The organism is Vibrio hepatarius, from assembly GCF_001274785.1.
Taxonomy (GTDB): domain Bacteria; phylum Pseudomonadota; class Gammaproteobacteria; order Enterobacterales; family Vibrionaceae; genus Vibrio; species Vibrio hepatarius.
In genome coordinates this window covers 152,847-179,384 of sequence record NZ_LHPI01000012.1, presented here as the reverse complement: position 1 = coordinate 179,384, position 26,538 = coordinate 152,847, and the positions used below count along the sequence as shown (strand labels likewise).

At 46.8% G+C, this 26,538-nt stretch carries 18 protein-coding genes; 10 read left to right on the top strand and 8 right to left on the bottom strand.

Features of this window, described 5'->3' with window-relative positions:
- Positions 1-7 precede the first annotated feature (7 nt).
- The 3 genes from guaA (at position 8) to AKJ31_RS13475 (ending at position 5,165) form a co-directional block, all read left to right on the top strand.
- Positions 8-1,561: a glutamine-hydrolyzing GMP synthase gene (gene guaA / locus AKJ31_RS13485; RefSeq protein WP_053409619.1), complete on the top strand. Its 1,554-nt coding sequence runs from the start codon at positions 8-10 to the stop codon at positions 1,559-1,561.
- A gap of 159 nt (positions 1,562-1,720) precedes the next feature.
- Complete coding sequence (locus AKJ31_RS13480) at positions 1,721-3,241, top strand: Na+/H+ antiporter NhaC family protein (protein WP_053409618.1); 1,521 nt, start codon at positions 1,721-1,723, stop codon at positions 3,239-3,241.
- A 214-nt stretch (positions 3,242-3,455) separates the two neighbouring features.
- Positions 3,456-5,165 (top strand): glycoside hydrolase family 19 protein, encoded by a 1,710-nt coding sequence (locus AKJ31_RS13475; protein WP_053409617.1) that lies wholly within the window; start codon positions 3,456-3,458, stop codon positions 5,163-5,165.
- 119 nt (positions 5,166-5,284) lie between these two features.
- On the opposite strand, the gene AKJ31_RS13470 is transcribed toward AKJ31_RS13475, so the two are convergent.
- Positions 5,285-7,711 (bottom strand): ABC transporter substrate binding protein, encoded by a 2,427-nt coding sequence (locus AKJ31_RS13470; protein WP_169780633.1) that lies wholly within the window; start codon positions 7,709-7,711, stop codon positions 5,285-5,287.
- Positions 7,712-8,191: 480 nt separating this feature from the next.
- On the opposite strand from AKJ31_RS13470, the gene AKJ31_RS13465 reads away from it, so the two are divergent.
- The 3 genes from AKJ31_RS13465 (at position 8,192) to AKJ31_RS13455 (ending at position 11,106) form a co-directional block, all read left to right on the top strand.
- On the top strand, positions 8,192-8,785 hold the full coding sequence (locus AKJ31_RS13465; protein ID WP_053409615.1) for an acetate uptake transporter: 594 nt from the start codon (positions 8,192-8,194) through the stop codon (positions 8,783-8,785).
- Between the two features lie 220 nt (positions 8,786-9,005).
- Positions 9,006-9,947, top strand: coding sequence for a bile acid:sodium symporter family protein (locus AKJ31_RS13460; RefSeq protein WP_053409614.1), 942 nt, complete (start codon positions 9,006-9,008; stop codon positions 9,945-9,947).
- A gap of 178 nt (positions 9,948-10,125) precedes the next feature.
- Positions 10,126-11,106, top strand: a complete 981-nt coding sequence (locus tag AKJ31_RS13455) for an HAD family hydrolase (RefSeq protein ID WP_053409613.1) — start codon at positions 10,126-10,128, stop codon at positions 11,104-11,106.
- A gap of 126 nt (positions 11,107-11,232) precedes the next feature.
- On the opposite strand, the gene AKJ31_RS13450 is transcribed toward AKJ31_RS13455, so the two are convergent.
- Positions 11,233-12,771 carry an alanine/glycine:cation symporter family protein gene (locus AKJ31_RS13450; RefSeq protein ID WP_053409612.1) on the bottom strand — a complete coding sequence of 513 codons (1,539 nt, stop codon included), beginning with the start codon at positions 12,769-12,771 and terminating at the stop codon, positions 11,233-11,235.
- Positions 12,772-13,052: 281 nt separating this feature from the next.
- Complete coding sequence (locus tag AKJ31_RS13445; RefSeq protein WP_053409611.1) at positions 13,053-14,303, bottom strand: D-amino acid dehydrogenase; 1,251 nt, start codon at positions 14,301-14,303, stop codon at positions 13,053-13,055.
- Between the two features lie 102 nt (positions 14,304-14,405).
- Here AKJ31_RS13445 and AKJ31_RS13440 point away from each other — a divergent pair, with 102 nt between their 5' ends.
- Positions 14,406-15,302 carry a LysR substrate-binding domain-containing protein gene (locus tag AKJ31_RS13440; RefSeq protein WP_053409610.1) on the top strand — a complete coding sequence of 299 codons (897 nt, stop codon included), beginning with the start codon at positions 14,406-14,408 and terminating at the stop codon, positions 15,300-15,302.
- A gap of 61 nt (positions 15,303-15,363) precedes the next feature.
- Here AKJ31_RS13440 and AKJ31_RS13435 read toward each other — a convergent pair whose 3' ends face one another.
- Both AKJ31_RS13435 and AKJ31_RS13430 read right to left on the bottom strand, forming a co-directional pair.
- A complete protein-coding gene (locus AKJ31_RS13435) occupies positions 15,364-16,089 on the bottom strand; it encodes a DUF3581 domain-containing protein (protein WP_053409609.1) in 726 nt (241 codons plus the stop codon).
- Between the two features lie 159 nt (positions 16,090-16,248).
- Positions 16,249-16,797 carry a hypothetical protein gene (locus AKJ31_RS13430; RefSeq protein ID WP_053409608.1) on the bottom strand — a complete coding sequence of 183 codons (549 nt, stop codon included), beginning with the start codon at positions 16,795-16,797 and terminating at the stop codon, positions 16,249-16,251.
- Between the two features lie 278 nt (positions 16,798-17,075).
- On the opposite strand from AKJ31_RS13430, the gene AKJ31_RS13425 reads away from it, so the two are divergent.
- A complete protein-coding gene (locus AKJ31_RS13425) occupies positions 17,076-18,344 on the top strand; it encodes an O-acetylhomoserine aminocarboxypropyltransferase/cysteine synthase family protein (RefSeq protein WP_053409607.1) in 1,269 nt (422 codons plus the stop codon).
- Between the two features lie 77 nt (positions 18,345-18,421).
- Here AKJ31_RS13425 and AKJ31_RS13420 read toward each other — a convergent pair whose 3' ends face one another.
- Both AKJ31_RS13420 and AKJ31_RS13415 read right to left on the bottom strand, forming a co-directional pair.
- Positions 18,422-19,960, bottom strand: a complete 1,539-nt coding sequence (locus tag AKJ31_RS13420; protein WP_053409606.1) for a bifunctional GNAT family N-acetyltransferase/carbon-nitrogen hydrolase family protein — start codon at positions 19,958-19,960, stop codon at positions 18,422-18,424.
- A 57-nt stretch (positions 19,961-20,017) separates the two neighbouring features.
- On the bottom strand, positions 20,018-20,899 hold the full coding sequence (locus tag AKJ31_RS13415) for a LysR family transcriptional regulator (RefSeq protein ID WP_053409605.1): 882 nt from the start codon (positions 20,897-20,899) through the stop codon (positions 20,018-20,020).
- Between the two features lie 108 nt (positions 20,900-21,007).
- Here AKJ31_RS13415 and AKJ31_RS13410 point away from each other — a divergent pair, with 108 nt between their 5' ends.
- Positions 21,008-21,868 carry an MBL fold metallo-hydrolase gene (locus AKJ31_RS13410; protein ID WP_053409604.1) on the top strand — a complete coding sequence of 287 codons (861 nt, stop codon included), beginning with the start codon at positions 21,008-21,010 and terminating at the stop codon, positions 21,866-21,868.
- Between the two features lie 54 nt (positions 21,869-21,922).
- On the opposite strand, the gene AKJ31_RS13405 is transcribed toward AKJ31_RS13410, so the two are convergent.
- Entirely contained in the window at positions 21,923-23,257 is a 1,335-nt protein-coding gene (locus AKJ31_RS13405) for an MBL fold metallo-hydrolase RNA specificity domain-containing protein (protein ID WP_053409603.1), read from the bottom strand.
- Between the two features lie 348 nt (positions 23,258-23,605).
- Between AKJ31_RS13405 and AKJ31_RS13400 the strand changes: the two genes are divergently transcribed.
- Positions 23,606-26,494 (top strand): ligand-binding sensor domain-containing protein, encoded by a 2,889-nt coding sequence (locus AKJ31_RS13400; RefSeq protein WP_083439982.1) that lies wholly within the window; start codon positions 23,606-23,608, stop codon positions 26,492-26,494.
- Positions 26,495-26,538: the final 44 nt, after the last annotated feature.

Here is a 26,538-nt window from a genome sequence, read left to right as displayed (position 1 = left end):
GCTCAAAATGACTAAAAATATCCATGACCAACGTATTCTGATCTTGGACTTCGGTTCTCAGTACACTCAATTAGTTGCCCGTCGCGTACGTGAAATCGGCGTTTACTGTGAACTATGGAGCTGGGATGTAGAAGAAGCGGATATTCGCGAATTCAACCCAGATGGCATCATCCTATCTGGTGGCCCTGAAAGCGTAACGGAAGAGAACTCTCCACGCGCACCTCAATATGTATTTGACTCAGGTGTTCCTGTGCTTGGCGTATGTTACGGCATGCAGACCATGGCAGAGCAGCTAGGTGGTAAAGTAGCGGGCTCAAACGAGCGTGAGTTTGGCTACGCACAAGTTAAAGTTTCTGGCGAATCTGCACTATTTAAAGATCTTGAAGCAACTCAAGACGTATGGATGAGCCACGGCGACAAAGTAGTAGAAATTCCAGCAGACTTCGTAAAAGTTGGTGAGACAGATACGTGTCCTTACGCAGCGATGGCGAATGAAGAGAAGAAATACTACGGCGTTCAGTTCCACCCAGAAGTGACGCACACCAAACAAGGCCTACAAATGCTAGAGAACTTTGTTCTTGGCGTATGTGGTTGTGAGCGTCTATGGACATCAGAATCTATCATCGAAGACGCGGTTGCTCGCATTAAAGAGCAAGTGGGTGACGACGAAGTGATCCTAGGTCTATCTGGCGGTGTGGATTCATCGGTTGTTGCTATGCTGGTTCACCGCGCGATTGGCGATAAGCTAACGTGTGTATTCGTCGATAACGGTCTGCTTCGTCTGAACGAAGGTCAGCAAGTAATGGATATGTTTGGCGACAAGTTCGGCTTAAATATCATCAAAGTTGACGCAGAAGAGCGTTTCCTTGAAGCACTAAAAGGCAAGTCTGACCCAGAAGAAAAACGTAAGACTATCGGCCACGTGTTCGTAGACGTATTCGATGAAGAATCGAAGAAGCTGAAAAACGCGAAGTGGCTAGCTCAGGGTACTATCTACCCAGACGTTATTGAGTCAGCGGCTTCTAAAACCGGCAAAGCGCACGTGATCAAATCACACCATAACGTGGGCGGTCTGCCTGAAGATATGGAAATGGGTCTGGTTGAGCCACTACGTGAGCTGTTTAAAGATGAAGTTCGTAAGATCGGTCTAGAGCTAGGTCTTCCTTACAACATGCTTTACCGCCACCCATTCCCAGGTCCGGGTCTAGGTGTTCGCGTTCTTGGTGAGATCAAGAAAGAATACTGTGACTTGCTACGTCGTGCTGATGCTATCTTCATTGAAGAGCTTCACGCAGCAGACCTATACAACAAAGTGTCTCAAGCGTTCACGGTATTCCTACCAGTTCGCTCTGTAGGTGTAATGGGCGATGGCCGTAAGTACGACTGGGTTGTATCACTGCGCGCAGTTGAAACCATCGACTTTATGACGGCGCATTGGGCACACCTACCGTACGACTTCCTAGGTAAAGTATCTAACCGCATTATCAACGAAGTTGACGGCATTTCACGTGTTGTTTACGACATTTCTGGTAAGCCACCAGCGACAATCGAGTGGGAATAACCCGCTTCGAGCATGTTTGATAAAACCAGCCTTCGGGCTGGTTTTTTTGTGCTTAAAATTTGTGAATAGGTGACTCAACTTTTTGTGATAGATATATACATGCGATTGGATTAAATATATATTCATTTTTGTTGTTTAAATATTAAAAATGGTATTGCTATGGAACAGGCTGACGTTACCTCTCTCATTCCCATCCTTATTACTCTTTTTCTCGCGCTGACTACACGAAATGTCGTCGTTGGTTTATTCGCCGGTGTGGTTAGTGGTGTCGCCATGCTTGAAGGCTCCTTTGTCGAAAAAGGACCGCTAGAATCGTTTAGTGCATTGATGAAAAGTTACCTACTCCCGCAACTTACTGATAGCTATAACGCTGGTGTGATTTTGTTATTAGTGTTCATCGGTGGTTTCGTCGCTCTGATGGAAAAGTCAGGCGGTGGTGTTGCCTTTGCTAAAAAGGTCACTCAGTGGGTGGCGAGTAAATGCCAAGCTCAGATCTCTGCATGGTTTGGTGGTGTCGTTATCTTCTTCTCAGACCTTGGCACGCCCTTGATTGTGGGCCCCGTGTTCCGACCTTTATTTGATAAGCTAAAAGTATCACGTCAAAAATTAGCTTTTATTATCGACTCCACATCATCTCCCGTTGCTATCTTGATTCCTTTTATCGGGTGGGGCGTTTACATCATGGGCTTGATTCAAAAGGAATTTACGGCTCTAAATGTCACTATGAGTGATTGGGATGCTTTTGTTGGCGCCATTCCGTACCAATTTTACGCCTTTCTAGCGATTGCGATTGTACCGATTGTCTCTTTCTTCAGGTTGGACTTCGGCCCGATGGCAAAGGCTGAACAGTTAGCCGAACAAGGTTCCGACTTTGGGAAAGTTCAGGAATCGATGAATGTGTTTATGCATAAAAATGCAAAATCCAGTTTTGTTTGGGCGCCTTTGCTCGTTATGCTGGTGGTGCTTTGTACCATCCTAGTACCACATGGTTTTCCATTTCAAAAAGTGGCGGGCTCAACGTTTAGAGCGGCACTCTCATCGGCGTATTTCTTTGCCGCATTTACGTTAATTGCGCTGATGGCGTTCTATGGAGTTAGAAAGTTGTCAGACGGTATCCAAGTCTATCTGAAAGGCATGTCAAACATGATGTCGGTTGCGGTTATCTTGGTACTGGCTTGGGCGCTTAGCTCAGTTGGGAAAGAACTGGGCGCGGCGGCATACATTGCTGAACAAGCTCAAGCAGGATTCCCTTATTGGCTATTGCCAGCGGTTGCCTTTTTGCTTGCCAGTATTATCTCGTTCGCGACGGGGTCGTCTTGGGGAACGTTCGCCATCATGATGCCATTGGTGATCCCAACTGCTGTGGCGATTGACGCTCCTTTGCTGGTTTGTATTGGTGCGGTGTTGTCTGGTGGTCTGTTTGGTGACCACTGTTCTCCAATCTCTGAAACGACGATTTTGTCGTCAACAGGGGCAGGGTGTGAGCAGTATGAGCACTTCCGTACACAGTTGCCTTACGCGATGTTGAATGGCGTGATTGCGCTTGGGTGCTTCCTCTTGGCCGGAATTGCTGCCTCGCCAGTGATTGTTCTTGCGGCGATTGTGGCTCAGTTAGCTATTTACTATGTGTTGTCCAAACGGAAACCAACCGAGCAACTTGAGTCCATTTCGGCAGAGTAATAACGATAGAAATATCATCAAACGGAGGCGTAGTCAGCCTCCGTTTTTCTTTTGAGTCAAGGTAACATTTTTCTTGCGACGTAATGTGGGCAGGGACTTATTTATTAATTTTGTCTCGCAGAATGAACTCACTTCGCTCTGTGTTTTTTATATATGATCCACTATGTGTCTAGTCATTTCTTGTACATTGTATTGTTAAACTAGGAGACTAGATATGTTTGCACTCAAACATCTTCCTATTGCATTGAGTTGTGTCCTAGCGGCACAAGCAAATGCAAGTATGAATATCCAACCCGATCCGCTTAATCCAACCGGTTACGTTGTTTCACGGGCAGACATCGAAGCGGCCGAGCAGCAGAAGACCGCTGACCCTATGTATCAAATATGGTCACAAGCGCTCCGAACTGCACCGAATACCTTAGTTGAAGCGATTGAACCCGGCAGCGCAACCAATCCTGATAACGTTAAGCGAGCAGAGAAAGTCTTCCCTCAAACGGAGTGGGATTTTCTGACTCATATGGCAGCTCCGGAATATACGTACACGCGATTTTTACGAGCGATCGGTAAGTTCCCTGCATTTTGTGCCGAGTATACAGACGGGCGTGATTCCGACGCTATTTGTAAGCGTTCTATCGTAACTGCATTTGCTCACTTTGCTCAGGAAACCGGTGGACACATTTCGAAAGACAACGTGTCTGACAACCCACTTTCGCTAGAAGAGTGGCAGCAAGCGTTGGTGCACGTGCGTGAAATGGGCTGGTCAGAAGGGCAAGCTGGTTACACCACAGGTTGTGGTCAGAACGATTGGCAAAACAAGAAATGGCCATGTGCCGCTGGGCAGGGTTACTTTGGGCGTGGCGCTAAACAGCTCTCTTATCACTTTAACTATGGTGCCTTCTCTGAAGTGATGTTTGACGGCGATGCGACCGTCCTACTTAACAATCCGGGCTTGGTTGCGGACTCTTGGTTGAACTTAGCTTCTGCGATTTGGTTCTTCTTAACTCCACAAGCACCAAAGCCTGCGATGTTGCATGTTATCGACCGCACTTGGGTTCCGTCTCAACGCGAAACTGACGCCGGTATTGGTTATGGTTTTGGTACCACGATTAACATCATCAACGGTGGGATCGAATGTGGTGAACAAAACAAAGACAAAGGTCAGCCAGTCAACCGCATTCGTTACTGGGAAGGATTGTCGTCACACTACCAAATCCCTATTGAAGCCGACGAAAAGAACACGTGTTGGCAGCAAACTCCATACGGAAGCTTAAACTTAAATGGAGCAACCGATGTGCTCTACACCAACTGGGATGGAAATTGGAAATACTATGCAGACCGACCGGGTGGTTACTCGTTTGAGTGTGAGTTAGTGGGCTTCCAAACCGCGTACTCTGCGCTGGTTCCGGGGGATTACGAGAAGTGTGTGACGAACTTGTATGAATCGCACACAAGTTGGCCAGAAGTTCGAGTTGTAGAGCAACTTGATCCGGTCGACCCAGGCACCGGTGATGGTACAGGCAACGAATGGGATGCCAACAAGGTGTATTCCGGTGGTGAAGAGGTGACTTACCAAGGTGCGACATATCGAGCGAAATGGTGGACTCAAGGTCACGAGCCGAGTTTAGGTGGTCCTTGGGAGTTGATCGCAGGAACGCCAACCGAGCCTGCGCCTGAGCCTACTCCAGATCCGATTCCGGAGCCAACGCCAGAACCCACTCCGGATCCAGAACCGACACCAGAACCTGAGCCAACACCAAATCCGGATACAGGTACATTCATTCAGTGGCAGCCGGGCGAAACTCAAGTCGCGGACGGAGATAAAGTCACATACAACGGTAAGTGTTTTATCGCTAAGAACGGCCCTGGTGTATGGGAAAGTCCAACTCAATCAAACTGGTTTTGGGACGAGATTTCCTGCCAATAATATTGCTGTGGTAACTCGGCGTCTGATCAGTTAGCTAAGGCGTTAATGAGTTCTATAGAGTCAATTGCATCAAGCAAAGTCCGCTTCTACGGGCTTTGCTTTTTTGTTGTTTCAACTGGTTAATGCGTCGTCGATTCTATAGATAACGAGCGCCCTGCGGCTTGTTCGAACGGAAGTGGGTGGGAGAAGTAGTACCCCTGACCTAGCTCAACACCCGATTGAAGGCATAGTTCGTAGTCACTGAGATCTTCGATACCTTCAGCCAACACTCTTAAACCTAAGCTAGAACATAAATGGCATAGATGGGTCAGAGACTCTTTGGAGTATGCCTGATGAGTGACAAAGCGTTTATCCAGCTTAGAAATGTATAACGGGATACTCTTCAAGCAAGACAAAGAGGAATAGCCGCTACCAAAGTCGTCCAATGCCAAACGAATGTTTCTCGCTTTAAATTCATTGAGTGTATCGATGAAGGTAGGTTCTTCGAGAAACTTATCTTCGGTAATTTCAATGATGAGTCGGTTGATGTCTTGTCCGCTTGTTCTAAATTGAGCCTCCAGTTCGTCCAACACGTCGATCACCATTAGCTGAGCATGACTAAGGTTGATGGTTAGAAACGTATTGGGGTCAGATATGGCAAGGAAACGGCACGCCGCTTTAAAGGTTTCAACCGTGAGCGTATGTATGGCACCGGTTAACTCACACGCACGTACGACCAACGGTGGCGGAACGCTTGAACCGTCATCGTATGTCAACCTAAGTAGCATTTCATAACCCACGGTTTGCCTTGTTTTCATTTCGACAATCGGTTGGACGTAAAAGTCAAAATCGCGCTGCTCTCGGATCAACTTTTGTACATGTGCGCTGGCGTTGTTCAGTTGCGCGACATTTGAGTCGTATTCTTGAACATAAGGCAGGATCTTGTTTCCGCCAGCACTTTTGGCCTGATAAAGCGCCATATCAGTGTATTTGAGCGAATCAGATGAGTCACTGAGTTGCGCTGTGTGAATCATCCCACCACTGACCGTGACTTTTACGCTCGCTTCGTCCTCTACGTAATAGGGGTGGTTAAAACAATTGATGATTGAAGATGAAACCTCATTTTGATCAAGCCCATCAGCCGGAAAGACAATGCAAAATTCGTCACCACCAATCCGAAACACGCTTTTGGCATGAGGAAGGTTCTTTTCAAGTCTATCTGCGACTTGACTGACGATGCTATCACCCGTTTTATGACCGTAGTAATCATTAATCAACTTAAACTGGTCGATATCGATATAGACCACAATATAGTCACTCGATTCGTATTTTATCGATTTCAACCAGGTTTCGAAATTGAATCGATTTTTCAGCCCGGTGAGAGTGTCAATATTGGCTTCTCTATCTAACAGTAAATTGGTCTTCTCCAGTTGATTTTGAATACTTTCTCTTTTCCTGATGTTTTTAAATAATGCGATATTAGTAATCAGTAGTACGGTCAATAATAGGCTGGTGATTGATATTTGTAGCCAATATTCTTTCCATGGATTAAAAGGCTGGCCAATAATATAAGAGGAAGAGGGAAGTATAGATGGCGAAATATCATATTTGACCAAGCGATCATAACGAAAAATATAACTGCCAATATCTTCTTTGACCATGTCAATCTCGGCAGTAGAGGTACCTTTAAGGATCTTAATCGCTTGGTTTGCCGCTAGTAGCCCCGACTTTTTGGCGTTAATCACTTTGCCTCCCGTCACGCCATAATCGATCAATTGTTCATGCATGGCATAGACAGGTTGGCTTGACGCGGTGCTGATGCGGTTAGCTCCTTCTGCGAGTGATACATAGCGGTTGGACGCATCACTGTAGTACGAGCCGAAGATAATTCCTGTATCATCAGTCAGCTTATTTACATAGTGTTCTAAATCACCCAGTTTCTCATTGCCGTATATACGTTCAAAAGTGATATTGGGGTACTGCTCAAAGGTTGTCGATATCGTATCCCAACGGGCTTCACCAGTTGGCGTCTTGTCAAAAATAAGCAGTATTTTTTTTACTTTAGGGTTGGTTTTCAATATCAAGTCGATATTTTCGACAAAGGGTTCAACTTCAAAAACACCGGTAAATAAATTTCGGTCTAATACGTCGGCTAATGCAATATTATTTACACCGACAAAAACAACTGGACTGTTTTTGAAAATTTCGTTGTGAAATCTGCGAACAAAGTTAAGTGCATTATCATCGGTTGCAATGACTAAACTGAGTGTTTTGTCTTTAAACTTGTAGCCATAGTCACTTCTTAAGCGCTGAATATATTCTTCACCAAAACCATACTCTTTGGTATCCATAAACTCGATATCAAGTGAGTGATAACCTGATTTCGCAAGCTCATTTTTGATGGTGTTAACCAGATTATCCGTCCAAGGGAAACTGCTGTGGTAGGAATTGAGGATTAACACATTGTGCTCATCGGCATGGGCGTATGTAGGGGCATAGCAAAGCACGCTAACCATGAAGGCATACAGTAGCTTTTTAACTGAGTCAACTTGAATTAGACGGCGCAAGACGGTGTTAAGTACCTTGCTGAAATACCATCTTACTAGTCCAAAATTCAATAATTTCAATCGACTATCACCCATTTTGTTCATCAGTATAGAAATTTAAGCACAGAAGTACGTATGTTGCTGACTATTTAGTGAATTGCTTTTGAGATCGTGATGAGTTAGCGGTGAATAAAAGAATTTATGTAATATATGTCACGTTTTTTTGCTGTTTTTATACACTATTCAGTCGCTTAACGATTGATCCTTGAGTGGCTTAAGTTGTTATTGATAACTTAAATGAATAGCTGGCGTCCGACTTCACCTCTATTTTTACACGAGGCACTGAAGCGTATTTTTCGAAGCTTTATGAGCTGAGCAAACTTACACCACTTTGAGAGCAAAACTGCAAACTTAGTTTGTGAAAAAACGCGTTTGTGTTTGAGTGCTGCTTCATTAAACTTCGCGCGTAATTTTTATTAACTTTTTTTAAAGGTGCGCAAAATGTCAACGAAATTGGCAAACCCAGCTCCATTAGGCCTAATGGGCTTCGGGATGACCACAATCCTGCTAAACATCCATAATGCAGGTTTTTTCCCAATTGATTCAATGATTCTAGCAATGGGAATCTTCTACGGTGGTCTTGGCCAAGTTCTTGTAGGTATGATGTGCTTCAAACGTGGCGACACATTCGGTACCACTGCGTTTACTTCTTACGGCCTATTTTGGCTGACACTGGTTGGTATTATCGTGATGCCTAACATGGGCCTTCCTGCTAGCCCAGCAAACTTCATGGGCTGGTACTTAGCGCTTTGGGGCATTTTCACTGGCTTCATGTTCATCGGCTCTCTATGCTACCCAACCGCAAAACAGATCGTGTTCGGTTCACTAACGGTACTGTTCTTCCTACTGGCGGCTCGTGACTTTACAGGCAGTGAGTTTATCGGCACTATCGCGGGTATTGAGGGTATCTTCTGTGGTGCGAGCGCAATCTACTTCGCAATGGCGCAGGTGCTAAACAACGAATACGGTCGCACAGTACTACCAGTTGGTACAGCGAAAGTGACTCGCCAAGTTGAAACTGCTGTCGCAGCTTAATTCAACCTTGTTGCGAAAAGGTCGGCCAAGTGCCGGCCTTTTTTGTATCTGCCGTTAGCTGAATTAAATTTTGCGCTAACATAGGAGCGCAAAGCGGCGTTGCTTCACTGAGATAATGACTATTTAGATATAAATACAATTGTATATATCACGCCGAGTGGGGTAGGTTAGAGATTGGAGCAAGAAATACCACTGAAATACAAAAACGGAATGTATCACTATGTTAAGGACAATCACTCAACTCTTTCCTTTGTGGGCGGCGCTATTCTCGGCCTTCGCTTACTTTTCTCCCGCTGCGTTTGTCGACCTTAAAAGCCAAATCGTGCCTTTATTGACGATCATCATGCTGGCAATGGGGTTAACGCTCAGACCGAAAGATTTTCTCAACGTGCTCAGCAATAAAAAAGCGGTGGGCATCGGATTGGTATTGCAGTTCACCGTCATGCCGAGCGCGGCACTGTTGATTAGTATGCTATTGGCATTCGACCCAGTTCTTACCGTTGGCATGGTATTGGTCGGCAGTGTTGCGGGTGGTACCGCGTCCAATGTCATCTGTTACTTGGCCAAGGGTGATGTCGCACTGTCGATCACCATGACGTCGATATCTACTCTCTGTGGTGTGGTGCTAACTCCGTTTCTAGTCCAGCTTCTCGCTGGTCAGAATATTGATGTGCCAGTGATGGCGATGCTGATGAGCTTAGTCAAGATTGTCTTGCTGCCCGTTGGTGTCGGTTTACTGCTGAATGTCTTTATGCACCGAGTAACCGAAAAGCTTGAGCCTATTTTACCGTTGGTTTCTATGGTGGCTATCGTGTTGATCATTGCTATCGTTGTCGCGCTGAACGCGAAGCAGTTGGCGAGTATAGGTCCAATTGTTGCCCTCGCTGTTGTATTGCATAACGGTATTGGTTTGGCATCAGGTTACTGGATCAGCCGTTGGTTTGGTTTTAATCACACCATAAGCCGCACTGTAGCGCTTGAAGTGGGTTTGCAAAATTCAGGATTGGCGACGGCGTTGGCGATGAAATTCTTCACGCCTGCTTCAGCAGTGGCAGGGACGATTTTCTCTGTTTGGCATAACCTATCGGGTTCGTTACTAGCGGGCTACTGGGCTAAACGTCCTACCGATGATGAAAAACTCAAAGTGCAAACCAGCAACTAAAATACAAATTGAGTAATAAAGAAGGCGAACCTTGAGTTCGCCTTTTCTATAAGTGGATGTATTAAATAGGAAACGTCTTATTTCGTGATTGTTGTGATCGATTCTGAGTTTTTTCTTAAACAATCATCCATTATTAACACTCCCTTAAATATTTCCTTAGTCTACGAGTGACTCATCGATGAAAACAAAGATCAAAACAACATTCGCCCTGGTCGTCGCTAGTCTGTCTTTACCCGTGTTGGCACAAACAAGTGACCCGTTACCATCGTGGAATGATGGTCAGGTTAAACAACAGATCATCCGCTTTGTGAATCAGGTAACCGACAGTAGCTCACCAAACTATGTGGCTCCGGCTGACCGCATCGCCACTTTTGATAATGACGGAACGCTATGGTCTGAGAAGCCGATGTACTTTCAGATTTTGTTTGCGCTAGACCAAATAAAGGCACAAGCGAAACAACACCCAGAGTGGAGTAAGAAAGAACCGTACTCATTGGTGTTAAGTGGGCAGCTCGATAAGTTGGCGTTGGACGATGTGTTAACCATGGTCAAAGAAACCCATACCGGTATGAGTAGCGATGAATTTACCGAGACCGTCAAAGTCTGGATTGCAACGGCGAAGCACCCGGTAACAGGATTGCCTTACACCGATATGGTTTTTCAGCCGATGTTGGAGCTACTGGATTACTTAGACGAAAACCAGTTTAAGAACTTTATCGTTTCTGGTGGCGGTAATGCCTTTATGCGCGCGTGGGCATCGGATGTATACGGTATTCCGTCAGAGCGCATCGTTGGAACTCGCTTGTCGACCGAATTCGTTAACGAGGATGGCAAGTATCAAGTTAAGCGAACCGCAGGCATCGAAGTGGTGGATGATAAAGCTGAGAAGCCGCAGCAGATCTATCAACATATCGGTAAGCGTCCAATTGCCTCGTTTGGTAATTCTGACGGTGATTTACAGATGTTGCAGTGGACAACATCCGGAGACGGCGCGCGTCTAGCTTTGTATGTTCACCATACGGATGCTCAGCGCGAGTGGAAATATGACCGCGAGTCCGAGGTAGGTAGATTAGATAAAGGATTAGATGAAGCAAAGCAAAAAGGTTGGCTAGTGGTTGATATGGCAAAAGACTGGAATCAGGTTTATCCCGCTAAATAACTGAATGTGAAAAAAAGGGTTAGCCAATTGGCTAACCCTTTTTCATACCCATAGTTTTAATTAGAGTGGGTCACTGCTTTTTCTTATAGTTGTTGCCTAACAACTGACGTTGTAGGTCAAATCAGCTTAGAGTGACGGTTGCTCTACAGGCTTTGATTCAGCTTCTGCTTCTGGCTGTTTACCTGTCTTACGACGGTATTTGTCTTCCCAGTAGTCAGCGCCTTTGATGCCTAGTTTAACAGGGTTGAACGTGTACTCTTCCACACCTTGTTTCTGCTGCTCTTCGTAGTCTTTTAGCGCTTTAAGTGCAGGTTTAGACATGAAGAAGATGATCAGAATACCAACGATGTTCAACCAAGCCATCAGACCAACACCCACATCACCCATAGCCCAAGCTAGGTTTGCTGTCTTCACTGTGCCGTAGAATACGACCGCGATAAGAGCAACTTTCAGTAGGAACATCAGACCGTTTACTTTCACGAAACGACGGATGTAAGCCACGTTTGTTTCCGCGATGTAGTAGTAAGCCAGAATGGTTGTGAAGGCGAAGAAGAACAGTGCGATAGCGATAAACGGCTTACCGATACCTGGCATTGCACTTTCGATAGCCATCTGGGTGAATACAGGACCGTTTGCTGCAATGTCTGCTGCTACGTTCTGAACTAGGAAACCTTCAGCGCCGTGTACGTTGTATGCACCAGTGATGATGATCATGAACGCTGTTGCAGAACACACCAATAGCGTATCAATGTAGATAGAGAACGACTGAACCAGACCTTGTTGTGCTGGGTGCTCTACGCTTGCTGCTGCCGCCGCGTGAGGACCTGTACCTTGACCTGCTTCGTTCGAGTAAACACCACGTTTAACACCCCAACCGATTGCAGCACCGAAGCCTGCCATTGGCGTGAACGCATCGCCAACGATCATTGAGAATACGCGAGGTACTTCGCTGATGTTTAGTAGGATGATGACAAATGCAGTGATGATGTAAGCCAGCGCCATGAAAGGTACTACGATCTGTGTGAAGCTCGCGATACGCTTAACACCACCGAAGATGATGAACGCTAGAATGACGGAGATAACAGTACCAGTAAAGATTTTAGCGAAACTGAACGTACCCAGTGCTGTTTCAATCATTGCGCCAGAGCCAAACGCCGCTTCTACTGCGTTACCAATACTGTTTGACTGAACGCCAGGCAGTAGGAAACCACAAGCAAAGATAGTTGCGATAGCGAAAACCCAAGCGTACCAAGTTTGACCCATTGCTTTTTCAATGTAGTAAGCTGGACCACCACGGAATTCGCCGTTGTCTTCTTCTTTGTAGATCTGCGCCAGTGTTGATTCTGCGTATGCTGTAGCCGCACCGAAGAACGCCACCACCCACATCCAGAATACTGCACCTGGACCACCGAAACCGATAGCCGCTGCAACACCCGCGATGTTACCAGTACCCACACGACCAGAAAGCGAAACCGCTAGAGCTTGGAATGATGAGATACCTTTCGATGAGCTTTTGCCTGAAAGAAGTAGACGCCACATCTCGGTGAAATGACGAACTTGAACGAAACGAGTCATGATTGAGTAGAACAAACCGGCGCCTAGGCACAGATAGATCAGTACCGGGCTCCATATGATTCCATTCAGAAAATCAACTAAAGACTGCATAAGTATTTTCCCTGTTGTGTTTGTAGTGATTGTTTTATGAGCAGAATATTAACCTTTTTGTAACTTGCCTGTTAATGAATTTATGCTTTTTAATTGATTTGCGTGAACTGAGACACAGAATGCTAGAGAAATGTTAAAACACGGAGTTATTTGTGGGAGGTAGAGGGAAATGCTTGGATATCTAGTTAATTTGAGCGAATAGATAGCGCATTATATGTACAGCGCTATCTATTATTGGAACTTTTGTATGCTATTTATACGATTTACTTTAGCGATTACTACTATTTTTGGTATCTAAACGCGCTTAGTTCTTCGTATTGTTTGTTTTGTTGAGTCACAACGTCGGTCAAAATTTCCGCAGAACCACACGCCATTGTCCAACCTAGCGTACCGTGACCAGTGTTGGTGAACAGGTTACTGATCGGTGTTGCACCGATAATTGGAGTGCCGTCTGGAGTCATAGGACGGAAACCTGTCCAGTAATCCGCTTGAGACAGATCTACACCGTCTGGGAATAAGTTGCTAACAACGTGGTTCAGTGTTGCCAGACGCTTATCTGGTAACGCAGCGTCAAAGCCTGCTAATTCTGCTGTGCCTGCGACACGGATACGTTGGTCAAAGCGAGTAACGGCAACCTTGTACGTCTCATCCATGATGGTTGATTGCGGAGCAAATGCTTCGTTGATAACCGGCAACGTCAATGAGTACCCTTTTACTGGGTAAACAGGGATATCGATACCTAAAGAGTCCATCAGGTGCTTCGAGTAGCTGCCCATGGCAACCACAAACGTATCGCCTTCTACCAAACCTTTATCCGTTTCTGCTGCGATGATACGGCCGTTTTGCTGCTTCAAGTTCTTTACTGAGGTCTCAAACAGGAACTCAACGCCAGCTTCTTCTGCTAGTGCTTGAAGGTGCTGACAGAACAAGTAACAGTCACCCGTTTCGTCATCAGGTAGGTGTAGGCCACCAACCAGGTTACCCTGAATGTTTGCAAGACCCGGCTCTTGAGTTAGACACTCTTTTGCATCCAGTAGACGGAAACGTGTACCGCTTTCTTCAAGCAACGCCATGTCTTTCTCTACCGCTTTCAACTGCTTTTCATCACGGAAGATCTGTAGCGTACCTTGCTTACGACCTTGGTACTGAAGATTATGCTTTTGGTTTAACTCTGCTAAACACTCTCGGCTGCGGTTAGCAATAGTTAACATACGAGCTTTGTTGATGCGGTACTTGTCTAACTGACAGTTGAACAGCATCTTTGTCGCCCAACTCATTAGCTCTGGGCTTAGAGATGGCTTGATTTTTAGTGGAGCGTGCTCTTCCAATAGCCACTTTAACGCTTTAGTTGGAATGCCTGGTGCTGCCCACGGCGAGGAGTAGCCGTACGAGATCTGACCAGCGTTTGCGAAACTTGTTTCTTCCGCTGCACGTGACTGACGATCAATCACAGTTACTTCACATCCAGCTTGGCGCAAGTACCAAGCACTGGTTAATCCAACAACACCGCTTCCTAATACGACAACTTTCACAATAAGCTCCACACTTTTGAAATTTTGCCAAGCATGATTGATTTACATCTGGTTAACAATAGATATAAATTAATATCACTGTTTAGAAAAATTAAAAGCTATATGAAATCTGCATTACTCCATGGCATCAACCTGATTTGTATCGTCTCACGTCACCACAGCCTAACCAGCGCGGCGAGAGAGCTAAATTTGACCACTGGTGCAGTCAGCCAACAGTTGCAAGCAATTGAAGACAGACTAGGTTTTACTGTATTTGAACGACATGCTCGCGGGATTCGTTTAACCGAGCGAGGCAAAAAGCTGGTGGACTCGGTCAATCATCATTTGGCGGCGATTGAAGAAAATATCTACCAGCTCACCCGAGTGTCGGATAGTAAAGAGATCCGCTTGAAGCTGACGCCGTCACTGGCGTTTAAGTGGTTGGTCCCGCGGCTAGAGAACTTTCAAAAGCAATATCCAGATATCCAGATCCATACCTTTGCCGAAGGTGCATTGGTAGACAGCGAGAGCCGCGACTTTGATATCGCGATTGACTATGGTCCAATCCCGTACAAATTCGCCGAGGCCGAATTGTTGATGGAAGAGTCTTTATTGCCAGTGATGAGCCCGAGTTATTACGCCCAGTTTCCAGACTTGGCGGAGAATCGTGCAACTTGGAAGAAGACGACATTACTGCACGATGCAATGCCGTGGCACGGTGCGCCTAAGGATTACGAATGGCTTTATTGGGCCTCGCAGCATGAACTCGACTTTAATACCAATCAAGGGCACTTCTTTAACCGAACCGACATGGCAATGTCAGCGGCCGAAGCTGGGGTGGGGATCGCGCTTGCCCGTATGGCATTGCTAGGCAAAGAAGTAGAACAAAATCGTTTAGTCGCACCGCTAAAGCCAATCAAAGCGAATGCTGGATACTTTATTATCACCCACGTTGATAACCCGCACACCCGGCTATTCAAGCATTGGTTAAGAGAACAGAGTGTACTGAAAGCGGGTTAATTACCCGATAGGCATAAAAAAACAGCCCGCATTTGCGGGCTGTTTTTTTGTATATTCTGCGTTAGGCAACGTTTTCAAACTGCTGCATAAACGCCTCTTTGCGCGCATGGAAACGCTCAACCAGATCGTCTACTGCGGCTTGGTCATAAGGTTTCAGGCCACTTGCGACCATACGTTTAACGCCTTTACCGATCACTTCACCTTGCTCTTTAAATGCAAAGTTCATCGTTACCACACCGCGCTTACCTTCAACGTCAAAGCTCGCGCCAGTAAATTCTACTTCAGGGTGGGTCAGGTCAAAGCGTGTAAACTCCACTTCCATGCTTTCATAAATCACTAACGGACGCTGGCAGTTGATCATCATCTGCTGTTCTTCCATTAGGGGAACCATAATGTGTGGGAAGTTCATGCCAGAAAACTTGACGTAATTGGTCACAACATGCTCGATGAACGCTGCATCGTGGCTCACTTCGCCTTCGCGAGACATGTGCAAATACTCCTTGTTATTCGCATCAACCAGCGCACTTTCTTTGTCGCATTTGTTCTCAACTGACAACGCAACCCCGTCGTTAACCATGCCCGAGAAGTCAAAACGCATTTTCTTGCTGATGCCTTCTTTGCTTAGCAACACGGCAAACAGAAGATCGCCAGGTACACAAAAGCGCTTGCTGTCTTCATCGTGGATAGGGTTAAAGTCACCCGCTACTTTTTTAGCAAAATGACTTGCTTGTTGGCGGGTAAATTGGAACTGGTCGTTTTCTTGCGAAAAGTACGGTGTCAGGAACATATTTTCAATCACGTAGCTAAAACTGCGCCGAAGTATACATTAAGCTCACGGTTTAAATGGTCTATCCAGATGGACAGTTTTATTTTATCGCCTTTAACTGAACTTAATTATTTGATTGTAATTAATTTTCCTGTTTTTTGTTGGGGTGGTTTGTCTGTATTAACTGACTTGTTGCCAATCCTCCAACGTAATTTCATCGGCTTTGTATTGATTGGCAAAGTGCTCGATCAATAGTGCTAAATGCGCTCCCGTGTCGCACATAGTATCGGCAACCAGGTCTTGCGAAACATGAATCGCCGAGCCTTGCGGTTGCGCTGCAGTAGCAAGCAGGACCGGCACAATAAATTTATCCGCGCAGATCGGGTGATGCTGTTTAAAACTACGAGCTTGGTTGTCGCTTTGCTCAATGGACTCAGCAGAGTAGTCGGCCGCATCCATATTGAGGCAAACGACAAACACCAGCCCACGATAAAGAATCACCGCATCACAGCGCGTATTCAGTCTTGGCGCTTCAAGGTTCAACAACAAGCTGCCTGATAGATGTGGAAGTTGTTGCAATTGCTCCTGCAGCAACGCGACTTTCTTCTGCCACTTTGCTCGCTCATTTTTCGCAAACTGATTGATAAATGCAGCAAGAGCGGACTCTCCACCCGTTAGGTTTAATCGAGAAAAATCATAAATAGACGAAGAATAAACAGGTGCACTCATAGTTAGCTAAATCGGGTTGGCAAGTTGAGGCGGCAGTATAAACAAGCGCTAAAGTAGATGCGACGTGTGGAACGGTAAACTGTGCGGCGCGCCATCTGGTGGCGCGCTGCTTTGATACACTTGGTGAATAAATCGACTGATTTTAGTGCTGTATGTCCAATTAAATGGAACTTGGTTGTGATAGTGTCGAGAGATTCGTGCGCTTATCTCGCAGCACTTCGTGAGCGTAGATAGACGTAAGAGTTCAACGACCCGCATATAATAAGCAAGGAAAGCGAATGAAAGACGAGACTTTATCGATCCACTTTGGCTACGAAACTGACCCAACAACCAAAGCCGTAGCAACGCCTATCTATCAGACCGTGGCTTACGAGTTTGATAATGCCCAACACGGCGCCGACCTGTTTAACCTCGAAGTTCCGGGGAATATCTACACTCGCATTATGAACCCAACCAACGACGTGCTAGAAAAACGTATGGCGGCGTTAGAAGGCGGTATCGCTGGTTTGGTGGTGAGTGCAGGTAGCGCGGCGATCAACTACGCGATCCTGACTCTGGCTCAGGCAGGGGACAACATCGTCTCGACTCCGCAACTCTACGGTGGCACTTACACCTTGTTTGCTCATATGTTGCCGAATCAGGGAATTGAGGTGAAATTTGCCAAAGACGATAAACCGGAGAGCTTGGCTGAGCTTATCGATGAAAACACCAAAGCGGTTTACTGTGAAAGTATCGGTAACCCAGCTGGCAACATTATCGATTTAGAGCGCGTGGCTGAACTGGCGCATGCGCAGGGCGTGCCTGTGATCGTCGATAATACGGTTGCGACGCCGGTATTGTGTAAGCCGATTGAATTTGGCGCCGATATTGTGGTGCATTCATTGACCAAATACGTTGGCGGTCATGGTACGACATTGGGCGGAGTGATCGTCGATTCGGGCAAGTTCCCGTGGGCACAACACAATGACCGTTTCCCTGTGTTCAACCAACCTGAACCGTCTTATCACGGTGTGGTGTACACCGAAGCGTTTGGTGAAGCAGCGTTTATTGGTCGCGCGCGTACTGTGCCACTACGCAACACTGGCGCGGCGCTGTCTCCAATGAATGCGTTTATGCTGATGCAAGGTCTGGAGACGTTATCGCTGCGCATGGAAAGGCACACAGAGAACGCACAGAAAGTGGCGGAATACCTCAGCGGGCACGATAACGTCAGCTGGGTAAGTTACGCTGGTTTGCCATCTTCAGAGCACTATCCGTTGGCGGAGAAATACATGCAGGGTAAGCCTTCAGCGATCTTATCGTTTGGCTTGAAAGGCGGTTATGATGCTGGGGTACGTTTCTACGATGCGCTGCAGATCTTCAAACGCCTTGTGAATATCGGCGATGCGAAGTCATTGGCTTGTCACCCTGCGTCAACCACTCACCGTCAGCTAAGCGAAGATGAACAGCGTCAAGCAGGCGTATCACCAGAGATGATTCGTCTGTCGGTGGGCATCGAGCACATTGACGATATTCTTGCGGATCTAGAACAAGCGTTAAGCGCTTAAATTAGCGCTGTAGTTATCTCGAACGCCAATACAATCGCCAGCCTCAAGGGCTGGCGATTTGCTGTTTATTTTCTCGTTCACTCCGAGCTATCTGAGCGGATGAACTCTCCGTAAATGTCCTTTCGACGGTGTTTAAGGTTGGTGACCGAACCTTCGGTATTAAGCTGCTTTAGCTTGGTCAGGTCGACATCGGCAAAGATGATCATCTCGGTGTTGGCACTGGCTTCCGTGAGCGTCGCATCGTGTGGGAAATAGATATCTGACGGAGAAAATACCGCTGATTGAGCGTATTGAATATCGACGTTGTCTACACGCGGCAAGTTGCCAACGCTTCCGCCAATCGCGACATAACATTCGTTTTCAATCGCGCGCGCCTGAGAGCAGATTCGAACCCGTTGATAGCCGTTTTTGGTATCGGTCCAGAATGGCACAAAGATGATTTGCACGTCTTGCTCTGCCATCATTCGTCCGAGTTCTGGGAACTCGCTGTCGTAACAAATCAGAATGCCGACACGACCAGCATCGGTATCGAATACTTTGACATTGTCGCCGCCGTCGATCACCCAGTCTCTCTGTTCGTGAGGCGTGATGTGGATTTTGTACTGCGCATCAATGCTGCCATCGCGCTGCAACAAGTAAGAAACGTTATACAACTTACCGTCTTCAAACACTGGCACGCTGCCCGCAATGATATTGATGTTGTAAGTCACCGCCATCTGCGAGAAACGGTTTTTGATGTCTTCGCTAAATTCGGCCAAAAAGCGGATCGCTTCTACCGAGTTTTGCCCATTCTTCATCCCCATCAGTGGTGCATTGAAGAATTCCGGAAACAGGGCGAAGTCCGCTTTGTAGTTGGAGAGTGATGAAACAAAGAACTCGGCTTGGTCCATTAAATCATCGAGGTTGTGCATCGCACGCATTTGCCACTGGACAACACCGATACGCACCAGTGTCTTTTCGATATCGTGAACCGAGGTGATGTCTTCTTCATAGAAGAAATTATCCCATTCCAACAGCGTCGCGTAGCCTTGTGACGAGTCGTCTTCTGGCAAGTAACCGCGCATTAAGCGTTTAACGTCAAAGTCATTGGCGAGCTGGAAAGACAAGATTGGGTCGTGCAACTCGCGGCGTTTTACTTTCTCAATGTACTCGGTCACGCTGAGTTCGTCGGCGTGTTTATGGTAATTAGGAATGCGTCCGCCAGCGAGAATCGCTTTGAAGTTTTTGCTACGACACAGCTCTTTACGCGCATCGTACAGGCGTCGGCCCAAACGCAAACCGCGGTAATCTGGGTGAACAAAAACATCCAGTCCGTACATCGCATCGCCAGTCACTTGGTTTTGGATGACGTTGTTCTCGGTAATGATATCGGTGTAGACATGGGGCAGGGAGAAACGGTTGTAATCGACTTTGATTGTCAGCGCCGCGCCAACAATTTTTCCATTATCTTCAATGCATATTTGTCCATCAGGAAACTGGTGGATCAAATCCATAATGGTCATTCGTGGCCAAGAGCCACCCACGTCGTGAAACACCAAGTCCATGAGCTGAGCAAGCTCGGGATAATCACTGGCTTCGATTGTTCTAAGTGAAAGTTTAGGTGTGTTGTTATCCATAACAGTGTTCCATTTTTTACAGCATTAAAATTAGCCTAACACAAACAAAACGGATTCTTAATCCATCTTAAAATATTGGACGAGAAAGTCGATCAGTGCTCGGACTGGATGAGCTAAGTGTTTTCGCGAGGGATAAAGTAGATACATTTTTAAGCTGGTGAGCTGCCAATCGGGTAGTACCCAGTTGAGCTCGCCGCGTGCAATTTTTTCATCAGCCAAGTATTCCGGTTGCATCGAAACGCCCAGCCCAGCAATTGAGCCGTGCAGTAATACCGTTGCTTCATTGGCGCTAATATCACACGACACTTCCACATCGTGTTTTTGTTCACCTTTGGTCAATTGCCAAACATGGCGGCCAAAGTTTTTGTAACCCAAACAGCGGTGCTTGGTTAAGTCTGTTGGGTGGGCGATCTCTGGATGCGACGCCAAGTATTCTGGAGATGCAACCAGTTTAGAGTGGCAAATCGCAAAGCAGCGCCCGACCAATGCTGGGTCAGGGTCATTGGTAGTACGAATCGCCAAATCGATGCGCTCACTGACCATATCGACCGCGCGGTCCTGAGCGTCGATATCGATCTTGATGCCCGGATATTGCTGGCGGAATTGTTGCAACGCTGGCATCAACATCGAAAAGCCAAACGACATACTGACCGAAATACGAACGAAACCTTGTAGGCTTTGTTTCGGCATCAGATTCTCTTCAATCAGCAGGGCTTGCTCCACCCAGCGCTGTAACTCTGGCAGCATTTGCTCCCCAACACTGGTGAGCGATACCTTACGGGTTGTTCGTTGCAACAGCCGCGCGCCAAGCCAGTTTTCAACCGCTTCGACGTTTCGGGTTACCATAGGCCGAGAGATGTCTAAGCGCTCTGATGTCGCGGTAAAGCTTTCGGTCTGTGCTACATCCAGCAGCACTTTCACTGCAGTGAGTCTATCCATCGATATGTTCGAATTATGAAATAATGATGAAAACAATAGGCTCTTTTTCGAAATAAATCCACCCTCTACTATGCGCTTACAGCACACAACATGATTAGGAATAAACAAATGAAAGCGCTAACTACACTAGCTTTATTAATGGCGACCTCTACTGCGGCGATGGCGAAAACGGACTTAACCTTTGACGTCTATAACGCGGATGAACACAGCTTTAACGTTACCTCGACTTTGGTCGTCGGCGAGACAGAAAGCCTGCTGATCGACACTGGCTTTACTCGCGCTGACGCACTGCGTATTGCAGCAAAAGTGCTTGATGCGGGTAAGCCTCTAAAAACGATTTTTATTAGCCAAGCGGATCCAGACTACTATTTTGGTGCGTCACAACTGCTGGAGATTTTCCCTGAAGCACACGTCGTGACTACGGCGGCGGTACGTGAAGCGATCGCTAAAAAACTAGAAAAGAAAATCAGTTTTTGGGGACCGAAAATGGGTTTAAACGCACCGCAAAATCCAAAACTGCCTGAGGTACTAAAAGCAGATAGTTTGATGGTGGATGATGCGAAAATCGAAATCCGTGGTACACAAGGCGTGTTGGCACATCGACCATACTTGTGGGTGCCGAGTGAAAAGGCAATTTTAGGCAACGTTGGTATTGTTGAAGGGATGCATGTTTGGATGGCAGATACCCAAAGTGACGCCGAGGTTGACGCTTGGTTGGCGCAGTTGGAAGAGATGCAATCCCTTAAGCCAAAATTTGTTGTCCCAGGCCACATGACAGCATCTGGCAAACTGGACGCGAGCAACATCAGCTACACGCACACTTGGATTGAACGTTTTGTCTCGGCAAAAAACAGCAGTAAAAACAGCGCGGCACTCATCGATGCGATGAGTGAATACTATCCCGAACTCGCTTCCGATTTTAGCCTAGAGCTTGGCGCGCAAGTCCATATGAAAGAAGCGAAGTGGTAATCTCGCTCTGAGTTCCTGCTGATATCAAATATCAGCAGGATCGTTTCGTATACTTTACTCTTCAACGTGATAACCAAGTTGGCGAAGCTCTGCGGCAAAACGTTGCTGGGTTTCAGGCTCTCCATGGATCAAATGGATGGCTTTAGGTTTGTCCGCGATGCCTTGAATAAAGCGCAGTAAGTCGTGTTTATCAGCGTGCGCTGAGTAGCCGGACATCGTATGGATTCGGGCGTTGACTTCCACTTCTTCATTGTCGATTTCAACCAGCATTGCGCCTGATTGGATTTCTTTCCCCAGTGTCCCTTCGGCTTGGTAGCCAGCAATCAACAGGTCGGTCCGCTCGTCTGGCAGCAAAGCTTTAAGGTAATCCATAATCCGCCCGCCCTGACACATTCCCGAAGCAGCAACCACGATCGCCGCTTCCCCCGTTGACTTCAAACGATTGACCAACTTTAAGTGGCTGCGATGGTCATCAACCGTGACACATTGATCAAAGGCTAAAGGGTGGCGTTTCATACTCAAGCGCTGTTTGGCTTCTTGCCCCCAAAGTTGTTTGAAGTGCCGGTAGGATTCGGTCACTTTTTGCGCCATTGGTGAGTCGAGAATGATCGGCAGATTGGCGTCGAGTTGGTGAGTGAAAACCAACTGTTCAATATCAAATAGCAGCTCTTGCGTTCTACCGACACTGAACGCAGGAATCAAAATCGTGCCGCCGTCCGCTAATGAGCGGTCAATGATGGCTTTTAGGCGCTCTCCCCGCGCAGCAATGTCTTCGTGTTCTGCATCGCCATAAGTGGATTCAATGTACAAGTAGTCCGCCCGCTGAGGAGAAACAGGATCGGGCAGTAGTGGAGTGTTGCTCGGACCTAAGTCACCAGAAAAGACCACGACCTCTTGGTTTGGCAAGCGAATCTCAACGTAAGCGGACCCTAAGATATGCCCAGCTGGCTGAAATCGCGCGTAAAGCGTGTCAGATTGTGGTTGCTCAGAAATCTTTGAGGGTAGGGCAAACCATTCACCATAACTCTTGGCATGAATCAGCTTGGTGATGCTTTTAATAACATGCGCTGCTTCGCGTGAGGTTAAACCTTGCTGTATTTTCAAACCGTCTTCGAGCATCAAAGGTACGAGCTCGGCGGTTGCCGCGCTGCAATAGATCGGTTGGTTAAATCCGGAGGCGAGTAACCAAGGCAAGCGACCGATATGGTCGATGTGGGTATGCGTGAGCAGTAGGGCGTCAATCAGACTCGTGGTGAAGTCGATTTCAAGTGGTCTGTCGTCAACGCCTTGAAACAATCCGCAATCGATCAGAATTGTTTGTCTGCCTGCTCGTAGTTCATGGCATGAGCCTGTAACAGTATCTTTACCACCGTGGTGGATGACTTCCATATTGCCTTCCTGATGTGCTTTAACCCATTGGCTATTATCTCTAGCATAACTGGCAAACAAGAAATGGGAGAGGGGAGCCGTTCTGTAAAAATAACCAATGAATCTTCGACTCTTCGTTGCAGATAATCTATGAACCAAGATCACGCAAAGATTAAAAGGTGTACAGTTTTATTCTTTGGATTGTGCAATAAATGAGATTTTAGTCACATTGGCGTGAGTAGATATTTACTAGATAGTGAATTGCATACGTCAAACGTTGTTGCTATATCAGAGATAAATTATATTCACCTTATCAATATGAAATTAGCTTTCTACTCTTCTCATTTCAGCCGGAGTCAGTGACTTTAAATGAAAATAAAACTGTGGTTGCAGGCGTTGCCTTGGCGATTGTTATTTATCGCTGCGTTCGCCATTCCAACCCAATCATCAGCTCAGCCAACCCTTCTTTCTGACTACTTTATCGAAACTTGGAACTCGAACAACGGTTTGCCACATAACAGCGTCAATGCGATCGCTCAAACGGACGATGGTTACCTATGGTTCGCGACTTGGGAAGGTGTGGCTCGATACAACGGATTAGAGTTTACGTTGTTTGACCGAAGTCCAACGACCTACATGCTTGATTCTGGCTCTCGTGCCTTAACCGCCGAGCAAGGAAATCGTCTTTGGGTCGGTGGCGCGCGCGGCAGTTTTACCTTAAGACAAGGGGCGACGTGGTTTGGTCAAGATGCCGCACCGAGCCTGGTCAATCATATATATCAGGATGAAAACAAAAACCTCTGGTTAGCGATTCAGGGGAAAGGGTTAGTTTATCGACCTTATCTTGATGATGCTGAATACGGCCAAGAGCAGTGGTTATTGCAGGATCTGACTGCTTATCGAATCACTCAAGGTCGCGCAGGAAAGGTGTTGGTGGCGACAGAGCAAGGTTTGTACCGCTTACAAGGTATGACACCGGAATTGATTACCACTCCAGAGTTTAAACGTGTGCAGTACTTATCGAGAGCGAACAACGGTGATCTATTATTGGGCACAGACAATGGCGCTTGGCGTTGGGACGGGCAAAGTTTAAATGAAATCGATAGTGCGCTACGCAATATCAGCGTAACCGTGATTGAAGAGGATAACTCGGATTGCGTGTGGATCGGCACGGTAAACAATGGTGTCGCTCGATACAGTCAGGTTGGGCTAGAGTTTTTTGATGCCAGCAAAGGATTACCAAACAACCGGATTCTCTCTTGGTTTCAAGATATGGAAGGCGGGATTTGGATCGGAACCAATGGTGGCGTGATACGTTTGCGAGAAGCGCCGGTCGTCGCGATTACCACTCGTCAGGGGTTAGTTGGCAACTATGTGCGCAGTGTGTTGGGTTTGGACGCGCAGCGCCTACTGGTAGGCAGCAGCAATGGCTTAAGCGTGGTGAATAGCCAAACTGGCTACAGCGCAGAGGTGATTTCGGATTCGGTTTCGGTACTCAGTCTTGCGGCCACGCAATCAGAGCAAATTCTGGTCGGCACTTACCAACACGGTGTGCTGCGCTATCATAACGGTGAACTAACGCCGGAGTTCGATAAGCGCAATGGTTTACCAGTGAATGAAGTCAGAGCTATTTTGCAAGACAGTAAAGGGAATCTCTGGTTTGGTACGCCTGTGGGTTTAGTTCGAGAGTCCCCAGATAAGACAATCGACTATTACACCAAAGAGCACGGCGGGTTAAATGGTAGTTATGTGATGTCTCTTGCCGAAGATGAATTTGGCAAAATATGGGTCGGCACCGGCGTGGGCGTGAGCTATTTCGACGGTGACCAATTTGTCTCTCTGGACTTAGACGAGTTGGAACAAGCGCAGTACGCGTTTGGCTTTTACATCGAAGCGGGTTTTGTCTGGATCGCTACAGACCGCGGCATCATTCGCTACCAACAAAGTAACGGTGCAATGGCGTTAGTGGGTCGCCCTCAAGGACTACCGATTGATAAATTTTTCCAAGTGGTCAAAGACGATCAAGGCTATTTCTGGCTGTCGAGTAACCGAGGTATCTGGCGCATTAGCTACCAAGCTGCGCATCAGGTAGCGGATGGTGATGCGACGCAAATTGAATTTGAACACTATGATCAAAACGATGGGATGGCGAGCAGCCAAGCTAACGGTGGCTCAAATCCAGCGGCGGTTAAAGCTCAAGACGGGACGCTGTATTTTGCTACCGCCAATGGGGTCGCAGCGATTAACTCGGAGCGTTTGACTACCGCCAGTCAGTACCGTTTCCCGGTGGTACTTGAATCAGTATCGTTTGATTCGAACAGTGTTAACCGAGATGAGTTAGGGCAAGCGCCAGCCGGAACGCACCGCGTGGTGTTTGATTATGTTGGTCTGGGTTTTGTGATGCCTGATCGCCTGCAATACCGAACCAAACTGCAAGGGTTTGACAGTGACTGGGTCTATCGGGGCAACTCGACGATAGCGGAGTACACCAACCTTCCACCGGGTGAGTATCAGTTGATGCTCAGTGCTCGCTATCCTTATAGCGAATGGCAAGACAGTAAGCCTCTCTATCGCTTTACCGTTGCGCCACAATTCTGGCAGAGACTAGATGTTAGACTTGTGGCATTTATTGTCGTTCTATTTGTGATCGCTTCCTTGGTGCGCTTTAGAATCCATAAGCTCGAAAAAAACGAACACAAACTAAAAGCGCTGGTTGAAGCTCAAACCAAAGAGCTGAGAAAACAAGCTAAAAACTATGAGCTACTTTCAAAAGAAGACGCCTTGAGCCGCTTACCCAACCGACGTGCTTTCGATATCCATCTCAATGAGACATTCAATCACGCACGGCAGAATCAATTAGAGTTCTATGTTGCGATTCTGGATATCGATTACTTCAAAAAGATCAACGATAAGTACTCGCATATTATCGGTGATAAGGCGGTGGTCGCGATTGCCCAAACGTTAGCTGAATATGTTGGAGACAGGTCTAAAGTGGCTCGTTGGGGCGGCGAAGAGTTCACCATTATGTATAACGGCGAAGATGTTTATGACTACTTCGATGCCTTAAGGCAACGCATTGAGCAAAGCGATTTTTCTGATGTTGCCGAGGATTTAACGCTGACTGTCAGCATTGGCGTATCGACTAACCGAGGCACAGAAAGCTACGAAGAAGTGGTGAAACAAGCGGATCACGCGTTATTGCAAGCCAAGCGCAGTGGGCGTAATCGAGTGGAAATCTACGCCGAAAATGAACACTAGTGTGAGTCACTTGAAATGAAAAAGCCGGGAGTATAGGTCTCCCG